This is a genomic window from Pseudolysinimonas sp. (assembly GCF_044239695.1).
Taxonomy (GTDB): Bacteria; Actinomycetota; Actinomycetes; order Actinomycetales; family Microbacteriaceae; genus Pseudolysinimonas_A.
This window is the reverse complement of sequence record NZ_JBIIAW010000021.1, coordinates 22,820-35,186: the sequence shown is the minus strand read 5'-3', so window position 1 is coordinate 35,186 and position 12,367 is coordinate 22,820. Positions and strand designations below refer to the sequence as shown.

Below are 12,367 nucleotides of genomic sequence, written 5' to 3'. Positions count from 1 at the left end.
GGTCGGCGTCAGCCTCCGCCCGAGGCGTAGAAACGCGGAACGGCCGCGATCCCTCTCGGGGTCGCGGCCGTTCTCGGGGATCGGGTTACTTGACCAGCGCGGTCGGCAGGTTCTTGCGACTGCTGAGCACCTGGTCGATGAGGCCGTAGGCGAGCGCCTCGTCGGCCGAGAGGATCTTGTCACGCTCGATGTCGCGGTTGACCTCGTCGACCGACTTGTTGGAGTGCTTCGACAGCGTCTCCTCGAGCCAGGTGCGCAGACGCATCACCTCGGCGGCCTGGATCTCGATGTCGGACGCCTGGCCCCGTCCGGCCTCGCCGACGGCGGGCTGGTGGATGAGGATGCGGGCGTTCGGCAGCGCGAGACGCTTGCCGGGCTGGCCGGCGGCGGCGATCACGGCGGCGGCCGAGGCGGCCTGACCGAGCACGACCGTCATGACCTGCGGACGGATGTACTGCATCGTGTCGTAGATCGCCGTCATGGCCGTGAACGAACCACCGGGGCTGTTGATGTACATGACGATGTCGCGGTCGGGGTCCATCGACTCGAGCACGAGCAGCTGGGCCATGATGTCATCCGCCGAGGCGTCGTCGACCTGCACGCCGAGGAAGATGATGCGGTCCTCGAAGAGCTTCGCGTAGGGGTCCTGGCGCTTGAAGCCGTAGGCGGTGCGCTCCTCGAAGCTGGGGAGGATGTAGCGCGACTGCGGCATGGTGTTGAACGGCACAGCGTTGCCGGCCGCGGCGAAGGTGGGGGTCTCCATGATGGCGTCCTTACTTGGTGCCGCCGCCGCCGACGACGTCGGCAGCAGACTCGCGGATGTGGTCGACGAAGCCGTATTCGAGGGCTTCCTGGGCGCTGAACCAGCGGTCGCGGTCGCCGTCGGCGTTGACCTGCTCGACGGTCTTGCCGGTCTGGGCGGCGGTGATCTCGGCGAGGCGCTTCTTCATGTCGAGGATGAGCGCGGCCTGGGTCTGGATGTCGGACGAGGTGCCGCCGAATCCGCCGTGCGGCTGGTGCAGCAGCACGCGCGCGTTCGGGGTGATGTAGCGCTTGCCCTTGGTGCCGGCGGTGAGCAGCAGCTGGCCCATGGAGGCCGCCATCCCGATGCCGACGGTGACGATGTCGTTGGGCACGAACTGCATCGTGTCGTAGATCGCCATACCCGCGGTGATCGAACCGCCGGGGCTGTTGATGTAGAGGTAGATGTCCTTGCTGTCGTCCTCCGCGGCGAGCAGCAGGAGCTTGGCGGCGATCTCGTTCGCGTTCTCGTCGCGCACCTCCGACCCGAGCCAGATGATGCGGTCCTTGAGCAGGCGGTCGAAGACGCTCGGCGGGAATGCTGAGTCGGCCATGTGGGGAAGCTCCATTCGCTTGATTCCGAGGTCGAATCTACTTGGCACTCGACAGGGCCCACTGCCATGTTCGCCCTGGGCAGATACGCGTTGCCACGGGGTGCAGACTCGACCCATGACTCTCGATCACCGCGGCACCACCGCCCTCGTCACCGGCGCGAGCTCGGGCATCGGGGCGGAGTTCGCCCGGCAACTCGCCGCCCGCGGCGCCGACCTCGTGCTCGTCGCCCGGCGCGCCGACAAGCTCGAGCAGTTGGCCGCGGAGCTGCGGGATGCCCACGACTCGACGGTGCACGTCATCCCGGCCGATCTCGCCCAGCCGCGACCCGCTGCCGCCCTCGCCGCCTCGATCGAGGGGCTCGGGGTGACCGTCGACACGGTGGTCGCGAACGCCGGCTTCGGCACCTTCGGCACGTTCGAGAGCGAGGATCCCGAGCGCATCGCCGAGGAGATCGCGCTCAACGTCGCCGGTCTCGTCGACGTCGTGCGGCAGTTCTATCCGTCGATGCTCGCCGCCGGGACGGGGGCGCTCGTCACCGTCGCGAGCGTCGCCGCGTACCAGCCGATCCCGAAGATGGCGGTCTACGGCGCGACGAAGGCGTTCGTGCTGAGCTTCACCGAGGCGCTCTGGTTCGAGGCCCGGCACAGCGGGCTGCGAGTGCTCGCCCTCTCCCCCGGCGCCACCGGCACCGACTTCTTCGCGATCGCCGGCAACGACGAGCAGTTCGGGTCGCGGCGGCAGACCCCGGCCGATGTCGTGGCGCTCGCGATGAAGACGCTCGACAAGCCGAACGGCCCCGGCAGCGTCATCTCGGGCACCGGCAACAAGGTCGCCGCCTGGGCGGAACGGTTCGCGCCGCGCCGCACCGTCGTCGCGCTCGCGGGGCGGCTCTCGGGCGCCTGAACTGTCGGACCTACCGCAGCTTCTCGAGGGTGTTGAGGTTGCGGGTCGTCAGCCACGGCTTGTGTCTGCCGGAGCCCTGCGCCTTGCCCAGCGCCGAGTCGAGCGTCGAGCCTTTCGGCGTCGACCAGTAGAGCACCCCGTCGCCCCGCGCCGCCTGCTCGATCGCCGGGTCGAGCGGCACCTCGAGCAACTGGTCGAGCAACTCCGGTTTCAGGATGAACACGACGTACGCGTGCCGATCGGCCGACCGCTCGAACGGATACGCCTCCGCAATCGCGCGCACCGCATCGTGCGTCAACACGTGCACCCACGCCTCGTACCCGAAGCGCTCGCGCAGCGCCGCCTCGAGCCGCTGTTTCGCTGTCGCGGCGGCATCCGGCGTCGTGAACAGCACGTTGCCGCTCGCGAGCACCGTCGTCACGTCGTCGTAGCCGAGTCCGCGCACCACCTCGGCGAGGTCGGCCATCTTCACGGTCACGCCGCCGACGTTCACCCCGCGTAACAGCGCCACGTACCGCGTCATGCGGTCAGGATGCCACGTCCGGTGTTCCCAACTCTCGGAACCGAGCGACCTCGTCGATGTCTCATCGACATCCCCTCGGATTCCCGAGAGTTAGGAACGCGAGGGGACGACAGAAAAGACGAAGCCCCGGTCCACATGGGACCGGGGCTTCGTGAGACGTGCGATTACTTGTGGTCGTGACCGTAGTGCTCGTTGCCCGGCTTGCGGCCGTGTGCGTCCTTGCCCGACGGGGCAGCGTGGTCGTGACCCTCGTGGTCGTCGGCGTCGACGAAGGCGCCGGCATCCTCACCCGTGCCGAGCATGCGCTCGACGAACGGGGCGACATCCACGGCCTTGCCCTTGGTGTCGACGACCTTGGCCTTGCTCAGCACGATGGCCAGGGCCTTCGAGCGCGCGATCTCGCCGACGACGCCGGGCAGCTGCCCGTTCTGGTCGAGGATCTTCACGAACTCGCCCGGCTCCATGCCGTATTGCTGGCTCGCCTGCACGACGTAGGAGGTGAGCTCGTTCTGGCCGACCTTGACCTCTTCGGCTTCGGCGATCGAGTCGAGCAGGATCTGCGAACGGAAGGTCTTCTCGCTCGACTCCGAGACCTCCTTGCGGTGCTCGTCGTCTTCGAGGCGGTTCTCGTTCTCGAGGTGGCGGTGCACCTCGTCGTCGATGAGCTGCTGGGGCACCGGCAGTTCGAGCTTCTCGAGCAGGGTGTCGACGATCTTGTCGCGCGCCTCGATCGACTGCTGGAACTCCTTGCTCTTCTCGAGCTGGGCCCGCAGGTCGGCGCGCAGTTCGCCGATCGTGTCGAACTGGGAGGCGATCTGGGCGAACTCGTCGTCGGCTTCGGGCAGTTCGCGCTCCTTGACCGAGAGCAGCGTGACGGCGATCTGCGCCTTCTCGCCCTCGTGGTCGCCGCCGAGCAGGTCGGACTCGAAGTTGGTCGACTCGCCGGCGGTGAGGGTGTCAAGAGCCTCGTCGATGCCCTCGATCAGCTCACCCGACCCGAGCTCGTAGGAGACGTTGCTCGCGGTGTCGACCTCTTCGTCACCGATCTTGGCGGTGAGGTCGAGGGTGACGAAGTCGCCGGTCTTGGCCGGGCGGTCGACGGTGACGAGCGTGCCGAAGCGGCTGCGCAGGTTCTCGAGCTCGGTCTCGACCTCGTCGGGGGTGACGGCGATCGGCTCGACCTCGAGCTTCAGGCCGTCGTACTTCGGGAGGGCGAACTCCGGACGCACGTCGACCTCGACCGTGATCTGCAGGTCGCCCGAGAAGTCCTTCTCGTTCGGCAGCGCGACGATGTCGGCCGACGGGCGGCCGAGCGGCTTGAGGTTCTCGTCGCGCGCGGCGTCGCGGTAGAACTTGTCGAGGCCCTCGTTGACGGCGTGGCTGATGACCTCGCCACGGCCGACGCGCTGGTCGATGATGGGCGGCGGCACCTTGCCCTTGCGGAAGCCGGGGATGTTCACCGACTCGGCGATGTGCTGGTACGCGTGGGTGATGCTCGGCTTGAGCTCCTCCGGCGTCACGGTGATGTTCAGCTTCACGCGGGTGGGCGACAGGCGCTCGACGGTCGTGGTGACCATGGGAATACGTCTCCTGGTGTGGATGAAGGGTGAAGAGGATGCGGTCGGGGCGACAGGATTCGAACCTGCGACCTCCCGCTCCCAAAGCGGGCGCTCTACCAAGCTGAGCTACGCCCCGAGGCAGAAACGGCCCGGCACAGTCTACGGGAGAAGAACGCTGAGGATGCCGGGTGTCTGCGACCGCCCTCGAACACCTCGGATCTCACCGTGCATCTCGCCGTGCGGCCCAGCGCCTGGGCGGAGCTCTCCCGCCCTCGCGAACTCAGCGTTTCGCCAGGAACTCCGCCGACACAAGCCCTTTGCGCACCAACCGGACGGGCTTCACGACTCCCCCGGCATTCCACCCGCCGGGCGGCACCAGCATCCAGCCGCCGCCCTGGTTTCGGGCGCCGGGTGTCTGAGGGTCGGGGCGGTGGATCGTCCACGCGTTGTTGTGCAGCAGCAGGTGATGGTGCTTGCAGAGCAGGATGCCGTTGTCGATGTCGGTCGGGCCGCCGGTCGACCAGGGGTCGAGGTGATGCGCTTCGGTTTCGGCGGGGGGCCGGGAGCATCCCTCGACGGCGCACCCGCCCCAGGTGACGGCGAACGCGATGCGCTGCTTCTCGGTGAAGAACCGTTGAGCCACGCCGACGTCGAGAACCCCGCGGCGCTGAACGATGACCGGGAGGTATCCGGTCGCACAGGCGACCCGCTCCGCGGTCTGCACCGATACCGCGGCCGTCTGCCCTTCGAGGCGGGCCACCCCGGTGCCGCGTTCCAGGTCGCGGGCGTCGACGATGACGCGCACGCCCGGCTTGCGCACTCCGAAGACCGTGCCTGTGTCGGCCGCCCCCGCGATGCGCACCATGTCGACGAGAGCGTCGAGGGTGTGCTGCTCGATCGTGCGCTCGTCGGCGATGATCGCGTCGGCTCGCGCCACCTCGTCGGGGTCGATGAACCGCGGCCCGCCGCGCCGAGGTGAGACGACGCAGTCGATGGCGTCGGAGACGAGGGCCGCCGACTCCGGGTCGAGCATGCCGAATACGCGGGTCATGCCGTCGGAAAGAGGAGTGAGGCGCAGGAACCGCTTCTCGCGCAGAGCCGCTTCACGGTCGATGACGCCGGCGGCATCCAGTTCGTCGCGCAGGTCCCGCGCCCGACGCGCGAGCTTCTCGGGTGTGAGGCGGGCACTCTCGCCGACAAGCTTCTTCGCCGCGTCGAGCAGGTCGTCGGAACTCACCTGCGCCCCGGGGTCTCCCAGCCCGCGCGCGATCGCGTCGGCCCCCGCCACCGACAGGTCGCCCGCGTCGAGCCCGGCCGCGACATCCGTCAGCCAGGGCGCGGGAGCGTCGAGGAGGCGCCCCGCGGCGACGAACTGCCGCGCCTCGGGGGCCGACGTGCCGGTCACCCGCGCGACGAGAGCGTCGGGCGTGCGGTCACCGGTGCGCTGGGCGAGACCGTCGTAGCCGAGCTCGCGGCTCGACCGACGGCCGACTTCGGCGGAGATCGCCGCGGTTCCGACATCCACCAGGCGAGCCGCCGCCGCGTACGCGTCGAGCAGTTCGAACAGCCGCAGATCGGACACCCCGGCCCAGCCGGCAGCACGCAGCGACGAGAGGTCGGGAACCTCGATCGTCGTCATCTCGGGCATGCTCACGCCGGTTTACCTTCGCTAGAAGTGGGAAACGCTCGGCACGAGCAAGCCCAGTCTAATCGAACATATGTTCGACACAAGCCTCAGATTCCGCAGGCTCCCGGCGGGCTGGCGCAGGCCGTCGTGACGGTGAACCAGACGAAGGCCGCGAAGGCGACGTAGCCGAATCCGGGCAGCGAGAAGATCATCGCCGTGATGGCCGGCCAGCCCGGCTTCTCGCGACGGGCGGCGCCGACGATGCCGAGCACGAGCCCGAGGAAGCAGAGGATGCCGACCGGCAGCGCCGCCAACTGCGACGTGAGCGCCCACCACGGCGGACCCTGGATGAAGGCATCCTGCGTCTGCATGTAGGCGTAGATGACGATGCCGCCGGCGGCGAGCGCGGCGAGCAGGATCAGGCCGAACGCGATCCAGCCGAAGATCGGCCGGCGCGGGGCGCGCGGAACCGGCGCGGGTGCCGGCGCGAACACCGGATCCTGCGGCGCGGGTGGCGGGGCGACAGGGAAGGTCACGCTCCGACCCTATTGCTCACGTCGCTCGGCCAGGTGCCTCCGTCGAGCAGGTCGGCGACGGTGGCGACGAAGTTCGGGCAGGTGGTGATGTCGTGCTGGTCGCACTCGAAGGCGTGGGCGGTCATCGCGCGGGCGCTGGCGAGTTCGCGCATGCGGGCATCCAGTTCGGCGAGGTGGGCTTCGAGGATCGCGTGCCGTTCCAGGGCTTCCTCGTCGAGCAGCACGCGGATCTGGTCGAGCGCCATGCCCGCCGCTTTGCTGCGCACGATGACGGCGACCCGCACGACGTCGGCATCCGTGTAGCGCCGACGCCCGCCGGAGTCGCGCGCCGGGGCGAGGAGTCCGACGTCTTCCCAGTGGCGCAGCACGTGCGTCGGCAGGGCGAAGCGGGCGGCGGTGTCACCGATCGACCACGAGCTTGACTTCATGTCGACATGAAGTCACAGGATGGCGTCGAACGCAAGAAGGCGCACCACGAAGGAGACACCATGTACGACGCGATCATCATCGGCGGCGGCCCGGCCGGACTGCAGGCCGCCCTCACCCTCGGCCGCATCCATCGCTCGGTGCTGGTCGTCGACTCGGGGAGCTACCGCAACGCGCCCACCGAGCATCTGCACAACCTCATCGGCTTCGACGGGGCACCGCCGGCCGACCTGCGCGCCGCCGCCCGACGGGACCTCGCCGGCTACGCCACCGTCGAGTACGCGGGGGGAACCGTGGCCGAGGTGCGCGGCGACGCCGGCGCCTTCGAGGTCGTCTTCGCCGACGGGCAATCCGAGTCCACCCGGGCGGTCGTTCTCGCCACCGGGGTTACCGATGAGCTCGCCGACATCCCGGGACTCGCCGAGCAGTGGGGTCGCCGCGTCGCGCACTGCCCGTTCTGCCACGGCCACGAGTTCGCCGGGCGGCGCATCGGCATCCTGGCTTCCGACCCCGCGCGGCTCGCCCACCTCGGCGGGCTGCTGCGGCCGATCAGTTCCGACCTGGTGCCGGTCGACGGCGTGGAGCGCATCGACGAGCACGGCGACGGGCTGCGGCTCACCCTCGCCGACGGAAGCACCGTGGATGTCGACGGCCTCTTCGCCTCCTCGACGGTGCGCGCCTCTCCCCTGGTGGCCGCACTCGGGCTCGAGGTCGGCGCGAGCGGCGGCGTTCTCATCGACCCGATGGGCCGCACGAGTCGCCCCGGCGTCTACGCGGCGGGCGACACGGCGCACCTGCGCGAGCTGCCCGGTGCGATGCAGTCGATCGCCGCCGCGATCGCCGCGGGGATGATGGCGGGCGCGACCGTCGCCGCCGACGCGCTCGCCCACACCTGACGGGAGCCGGGTCCGTGAGCCATGATGAAGGCTCAGGGATTGTTCGACTCGACAGGGGGTCAGCATGCGGGCGGATCAGGGACCGACCGACGGCGTCTCGCGGCTCACCGAGCTGATGCGCTACGAACCACCGCGCGACGAGCCACCCCCGGCTCCGGTCGACCCGGTGAGGCGCCGACGTCGGCGGCGTCGCCGCGGCCTGGTCGCCGGCATCGTCGGGCTCGTCATCGCATCCCTGCTCGGCGGCTACAGCGCCTACGCCCTCACCGCCCCGATCGGCAACGCCACGCTCGACGCCGCCGCGCCCGCGGTGGACGTCCCCGCCGCCGCGCAGATCGCGATTCCCGGCGGCGCATTCGCGCTGAGCGTCTCCGGTGCCGACGAGTATCTCGGGCCGGAGGCGAGCGGCATCTGGATGTCCGCAGGCGACGCCGGCCCGCAGCCGATGGCGAGCATCACCAAGGTGATCACCGCGCTCGTGATCCTCGAGGCGAAGCCGCTGGCCGGCGTCGACGACCCGGGCCCGACGATCACCTTCACGACGGCGCAGAACGCGCTGTACGACAAGTACTACCTGCTGGGGGCGACGATCGCCCGGATGACGGTGGGCGCCTCGATGTCGGAGCGCGACGCCCTCGAGGCGATGCTGATCATCTCCGCATCGAACTACGCCGAAGTGGTGTCGACCTGGGCCTACGGGTCGCAGGGCGCGTTCCTCAGCGCGACCCGCGACTGGCTCGCGGCGAACGGCCTCGCCGGCACGACCATCGTCGAACCGACCGGCATCGACCCGCGCAACGTCAGCACGCCGGCCGACCTCATCGCGCTGGGCAGAATCGTGGCCGCGAACCCGGTGATCGCCCAGATCGTCGGAACGCCGACGCTCGACGTGCCGGTCATCCCGCCGGGCGGAACCAACACCAACGAACTCCTCGGGGTCGACGGGATCACCGGCATCAAGACGGGCACCCTCGAGGAATACGGCGCCAACCTGCTGTTCTCCGCGACCCTCCCCGTGGGAACCGAGCAGCCGCTGCAGCTGATCGGCGTCGTCATGGGGCACGTCGCCGACGACGCACTCAACCGCGACGTGCGGGCCCTGCTGGCGAGCATCCGCGAGGGCTTCCACACGGTGGTGCTCGGCGAGCAAGGTGACCAGGTCGGCACCTACACGACCGCGTGGGGCGAGTCGGCCGGCATCCGGCTCGGCGACGGCGCGTCGGTCCTCACCTGGTCGGACACTCCGATCACCGTGGCGTTCGAGGTCGACCCGTTGACGACGGGCGACGACGGCGACGAGGTCGGCACCGTCACCTGGACGGTCGGCACCGAGACCCTCGAGGTGCCGCTCGTGCTCGACGGCAGCATCCGGCCTCCCGACGCGTGGTGGCGCCTCACCCACCCGTTCGAGCTCGGCGGGTAGCGGTGCGCAACCCCTTGCCGCGCACGCATCGTCGGCGCATGGTCAGAGGATGACTCCCGAAGAACTCGTCGACCCCGAGGCCCGCCGCGAAGAGCTGCTGCGAGCGGGCGGATCGGTTCCCGCCGACGCCGCCCCGCGCATCACGCTGAGCGAGGGAGCCGACGGCGCGACCCGCATCGACGTCGCCGACACCGCCGCCGTGCGCCCCGGCCCGCCGCACATGGACCTCGACACCCCCGCGGGTTGAGTGCCGCCGAAGGCGGTGCATCGAAACCCACCCCCGGCCGTCAGAGTGAGCGCAGCGACGGCAGGATGGAGGTGTGCCGACCCTCCGGTGGATCAGGATCCTGCTCGCCGTCGTCATCGCCGGACTGGTGATCAGCGGCGTCACCGCGTTCCCGCTCGAGTGGGAGGTCGGCGTCGTCTCGTCCTTCCTGCACTCCTCTCCGGCCGTCGACCTGCTGCCGGCACTCGTGGAGTGGATCGACCGGGTGCACGTCGCCCTGCAAGCCACCGGCGAGCAGTACCCATTCCTCGCCTACGGCACCGACTGGCTCGCCTTCGCCCACCTCGCGATCGCCGTCGCCTTCATCGGACCCCTGCGCGACCCCGTGCGGAACGTGTGGGTGATCCGCTGGGGCATGATCATGTGCGCCGGCATCGTCCCGCTTGCCCTCATCGCCGGCACGATCCGCGGCATCCCGTGGGGGTGGATGCTCATCGACATCTCGTTCGGCGTCGTCGCGATCGTGCCGCTGCTCATCGCCGAACGGCTCACCCGCCGCCTCGCCGCCACCACGGAAAAACCCCGCGGCGACTCCGGTTAGACTCGGGGGCGCATCACGGGGATGTAGCTCAATGGTAGAGCCTCAGTCTTCCAAACTGATTACGCGGGTTCGATTCCCGTCATCCCCTCCATAGCGTCCATACTGGAACTCCACCCATGCTTCGCAATGAGGCGGAGCTGTGTCGCCAGGATTCCTTCCGCCTCAACTCCTTCCTCGCTACTCCACACGACGATCCCGCTCGAAGAACGCCAGGTTGAACGTCTTGCGCGCTGAGTCCGGCTCCGACGCAAATGTGCACTGGAAGCGGCAGGCGCGGCAGCGCGGACCGACGCCCTCTTGAGAGTGGGCCTTCGTCGTGTCCGTAAGCAAGCTTCCAGGCACGCTGAACGAGGCCGATGCGATCTGAGCCGCCGCTATGTCGCTGCCCTACAGTCGCAGCGCATTCGCGGGACTGATGCGGGCTGCGCGAGCGGACGCTACGATGCCGGCGATCGCGCCAACGACAACGCCTCCGGCAACCGCGACGAACGCGAGACGAAAGTCGAACAGAGGTGACCATCCCATGACGATCGTCGCGACAAGGGTTGTAAGGAGCCCCAGCGTCAATCCGAACAGCCCGCCAAGCAATCCCACCAAAACCGATTCGAGAAGAAATAGTAGACCGGAATGCACCGGTCTGGCTCCGAGCGCACTCCGGAGACCTATCTCTTGCCGGCGCTCTCCGACGGAAAGAAGCATCGAGTTCGACAAGCCCGCGACTGCCCCAGCCAAGGCGACCACTGTAAGGAGAACAAGCGCAACCTGAATACTGCCTTCGACCTCAGCGCGTAACCCCGCCGGATCGATGGGCGCTGTCACTGTTAGCGCTTCAGGGTGGTACGGATCCACCACTAGCGGGACTTGGCGAGCAACTTGCTGGGCTGCCCCTGGGAGCGTGAGGATAATGACCGACTCAGTAGGGGTTGTAGCTATTCGCGCCATGTCGCCACGTTGGACAAGAAGCGCTCCCGCAAGGTCAGGGATGCGAGGCGACTTTTCGACTATTCCGACCACGGTATACCTCCTCCCGCTGACAAGAATCGTCGGACGGGCCTCGAGAGGGCCAATATCAAGCTGCGCGGCCAGATTCGCACCGAGAAGAGCTTCTCCGAGCCCGACCTGCCCCTCCGGCTGGCCCGGCGACCACCTGACCGAGATTCGAGCAGCGGCAAGAAGCTCATCGGTCATGGCAAAACAGTTGATCGAGTACTCGGAACGCGCCGGGCTCACCTGCGCGTCTCGGTTCCCAAGGTGCTCTAGCAGGCCCACTGCGTCCACGCCGCTAAGCAACGCGAGCTGCTTGAGACGGACCTCGTCAGAAGCGAGGTTCGGATCGCCTGTGTCGCTCACCCAGGTGACGGAAACATCTCTATTCAGGTGCGCATCGAAATCCTCGGAGACTTGAGCGCTGGCCGAGAGGGAGATCCCTACGGTCGCGACGGCCAAGCCGATCCCTAGCGCCACGGCCGCTATCAGGGATAAGGCCCGGACTGGCCTCGAAACGATCGACTCGAAAGCATCGAGTAAGGCATCGCGAACAGCCAGTTTGGAAGCGTGTCGAGAGCTTTGGACCTTTTCTTCACGCCGCTCGTGCGGTTCAGTACGCGGCCGGGCCGGTGTCGCGAGCTCGGACAGGTGCCCATCCACGACGCTGAGGTGTCGATTGGCGCGGCTCGCAAGGCTTGGGTCGTGAGTCACCAGGATAAGCGTCGCGCCCCGCTCGTTGGCCCGCTCAAGCTCGCGGATGACGATCTCGCTGCTTTCGGTGTCAAGGTTTCCTGTGGGTTCGTCAGCGAGTATGACCGGCGCAGCGCCGGCCAATGCTCTCGCGATGGCGACGCGCTGACGTTGCCCGCCAGACAATGTATTTGCCGTCTGTCCCGCAAAACTCGCAAGGCCGACAGATTCCAGCGCCCTACTGGCTAGTGCCCGCCTCTCCGCGAGAGGTGTCTTTCGGTAGAGAAGGCCGAGCTCGGCACTTCTGAAGGCTGGCCGCCGATCAAGCAAATAGAAATTCTGAAAGACGAACCCAAAAGTCGAACTTCGGATAACGGCCCTCTCGTGGTGAGCGACATCGCTAATCTCACGCCCATCAATCTGATAGGAGCCTTGATCGAAGGTATCGAGTAGTCCGAGTACATTGAGCAGAGTGGTCTTTCCGCCGCCGGAAGGCCCTGTGATCGAAATGTACTCACCCTGATGAATCTCCAGCGATACAGATTCCAACGCTGGTCCATCCAAGGACTGCGGGTATCGTTTGGTGACATCCTCGAATCTCAGGGTGGGCACCG

13 protein-coding genes and 2 tRNA genes are annotated in these 12,367 nt (G+C 68.1%); 6 read left to right on the top strand and 9 right to left on the bottom strand.

Annotated elements, in window-relative coordinates; translation table 11 throughout:
• Positions 1–85: 85 nt before the first annotated feature.
• Positions 86–763, bottom strand: a complete 678-nt coding sequence (locus ACILQS_RS05285) for an ATP-dependent Clp protease proteolytic subunit (protein ID WP_395639062.1) — start codon at positions 761–763, stop codon at positions 86–88.
• A gap of 10 nt (positions 764–773) precedes the next feature.
• Positions 774–1,355 (bottom strand): ATP-dependent Clp protease proteolytic subunit, encoded by a 582-nt coding sequence (locus tag ACILQS_RS05280; protein WP_395639061.1) that lies wholly within the window; start codon positions 1,353–1,355, stop codon positions 774–776.
• A 115-nt stretch (positions 1,356–1,470) separates the two neighbouring features.
• On the opposite strand from ACILQS_RS05280, the gene ACILQS_RS05275 reads away from it, so the two are divergent.
• Positions 1,471–2,259 carry an SDR family NAD(P)-dependent oxidoreductase gene (locus ACILQS_RS05275; protein WP_395639060.1) on the top strand — a complete coding sequence of 263 codons (789 nt, stop codon included), beginning with the start codon at positions 1,471–1,473 and terminating at the stop codon, positions 2,257–2,259.
• 10 nt (positions 2,260–2,269) lie between these two features.
• Here the strand turns inward: ACILQS_RS05275 and ACILQS_RS05270 are convergent, their stop codons facing one another.
• The 6 genes from ACILQS_RS05270 to ACILQS_RS05245 all read right to left on the bottom strand — a co-directional run bounded on the left by ACILQS_RS05270 (position 2,270) and on the right by ACILQS_RS05245 (position 6,932).
• Entirely contained in the window at positions 2,270–2,782 is a 513-nt protein-coding gene (locus ACILQS_RS05270; protein WP_395639059.1) for a DUF1697 domain-containing protein, read from the bottom strand.
• A 164-nt stretch (positions 2,783–2,946) separates the two neighbouring features.
• The gene (gene tig, locus ACILQS_RS05265) at positions 2,947–4,359 is read right to left on the bottom strand and encodes a trigger factor (protein WP_395639058.1); all 1,413 of its coding nucleotides are present in this window, start codon (positions 4,357–4,359) and stop codon (positions 2,947–2,949) included.
• 44 nt (positions 4,360–4,403) lie between these two features.
• Positions 4,404–4,477, bottom strand: a tRNA-Pro gene (locus tag ACILQS_RS05260).
• A 144-nt stretch (positions 4,478–4,621) separates the two neighbouring features.
• On the bottom strand, positions 4,622–5,989 hold the full coding sequence (locus ACILQS_RS05255) for a DUF222 domain-containing protein (RefSeq protein ID WP_395639063.1): 1,368 nt from the start codon (positions 5,987–5,989) through the stop codon (positions 4,622–4,624).
• A gap of 86 nt (positions 5,990–6,075) precedes the next feature.
• Positions 6,076–6,504, bottom strand: coding sequence for a hypothetical protein (locus ACILQS_RS05250; RefSeq protein ID WP_395639057.1), 429 nt, complete (start codon positions 6,502–6,504; stop codon positions 6,076–6,078).
• Positions 6,501–6,932 carry a MerR family transcriptional regulator gene (locus tag ACILQS_RS05245; RefSeq protein ID WP_395639056.1) on the bottom strand — a complete coding sequence of 144 codons (432 nt, stop codon included), beginning with the start codon at positions 6,930–6,932 and terminating at the stop codon, positions 6,501–6,503. The genes ACILQS_RS05250 and ACILQS_RS05245 overlap by 4 nt, the downstream gene beginning before the upstream one ends.
• A gap of 60 nt (positions 6,933–6,992) precedes the next feature.
• On the opposite strand from ACILQS_RS05245, the gene ACILQS_RS05240 reads away from it, so the two are divergent.
• The 5 genes from ACILQS_RS05240 to ACILQS_RS05220 all read left to right on the top strand — a co-directional run bounded on the left by ACILQS_RS05240 (position 6,993) and on the right by ACILQS_RS05220 (position 10,167).
• Complete coding sequence (locus ACILQS_RS05240; protein ID WP_395639055.1) at positions 6,993–7,826, top strand: NAD(P)/FAD-dependent oxidoreductase; 834 nt, start codon at positions 6,993–6,995, stop codon at positions 7,824–7,826.
• A 64-nt stretch (positions 7,827–7,890) separates the two neighbouring features.
• Positions 7,891–9,249 carry a D-alanyl-D-alanine carboxypeptidase family protein gene (locus ACILQS_RS05235; protein ID WP_395639054.1) on the top strand — a complete coding sequence of 453 codons (1,359 nt, stop codon included), beginning with the start codon at positions 7,891–7,893 and terminating at the stop codon, positions 9,247–9,249.
• A gap of 49 nt (positions 9,250–9,298) precedes the next feature.
• Positions 9,299–9,496 (top strand): hypothetical protein, encoded by a 198-nt coding sequence (locus ACILQS_RS05230; RefSeq protein ID WP_395639053.1) that lies wholly within the window; start codon positions 9,299–9,301, stop codon positions 9,494–9,496.
• Between the two features lie 73 nt (positions 9,497–9,569).
• Positions 9,570–10,076: a hypothetical protein gene (locus tag ACILQS_RS05225; protein WP_395639052.1), complete on the top strand. Its 507-nt coding sequence runs from the start codon at positions 9,570–9,572 to the stop codon at positions 10,074–10,076.
• Between the two features lie 17 nt (positions 10,077–10,093).
• A tRNA-Gly gene (locus tag ACILQS_RS05220) sits at positions 10,094–10,167 on the top strand.
• A gap of 296 nt (positions 10,168–10,463) precedes the next feature.
• On the opposite strand, the gene ACILQS_RS05215 is transcribed toward ACILQS_RS05220, so the two are convergent.
• The gene (locus tag ACILQS_RS05215) at positions 10,464–12,365 is read right to left on the bottom strand and encodes an ATP-binding cassette domain-containing protein (RefSeq protein ID WP_395639051.1); all 1,902 of its coding nucleotides are present in this window, start codon (positions 12,363–12,365) and stop codon (positions 10,464–10,466) included.
• Between the last annotated feature and the right edge of the window lie 2 nt (positions 12,366–12,367).

What these genes read in the sequence shown, in the direction of transcription:
- ACILQS_RS05285 (WP_395639062.1), bottom strand. Translation starts at nt 763, where the DNA reads ATGGAGACCCCCACCTTCGCCGCGGCCGGCAACGCTGTGCCGTTCAAC.
- ACILQS_RS05280 (WP_395639061.1), bottom strand. Translation starts at nt 1,355, where the DNA reads ATGGCCGACTCAGCATTCCCGCCGAGCGTCTTCGACCGCCTGCTCAAG.
- ACILQS_RS05275 (WP_395639060.1), top strand. Translation starts at nt 1,471, where the DNA reads ATGACTCTCGATCACCGCGGCACCACCGCCCTCGTCACCGGCGCGAGC.
- ACILQS_RS05270 (WP_395639059.1), bottom strand. Translation starts at nt 2,782, where the DNA reads ATGACGCGGTACGTGGCGCTGTTACGCGGGGTGAACGTCGGCGGCGTG.
- tig (WP_395639058.1), bottom strand. Translation starts at nt 4,359, where the DNA reads ATGGTCACCACGACCGTCGAGCGCCTGTCGCCCACCCGCGTGAAGCTG.
- ACILQS_RS05255 (WP_395639063.1), bottom strand. Translation starts at nt 5,989, where the DNA reads ATGCCCGAGATGACGACGATCGAGGTTCCCGACCTCTCGTCGCTGCGT.
- ACILQS_RS05245 (WP_395639056.1), bottom strand. Translation starts at nt 6,932, where the DNA reads ATGAAGTCAAGCTCGTGGTCGATCGGTGACACCGCCGCCCGCTTCGCC.
- ACILQS_RS05240 (WP_395639055.1), top strand. Translation starts at nt 6,993, where the DNA reads ATGTACGACGCGATCATCATCGGCGGCGGCCCGGCCGGACTGCAGGCC.
- ACILQS_RS05235 (WP_395639054.1), top strand. Translation starts at nt 7,891, where the DNA reads ATGCGGGCGGATCAGGGACCGACCGACGGCGTCTCGCGGCTCACCGAG.
- ACILQS_RS05230 (WP_395639053.1), top strand. Translation starts at nt 9,299, where the DNA reads ATGACTCCCGAAGAACTCGTCGACCCCGAGGCCCGCCGCGAAGAGCTG.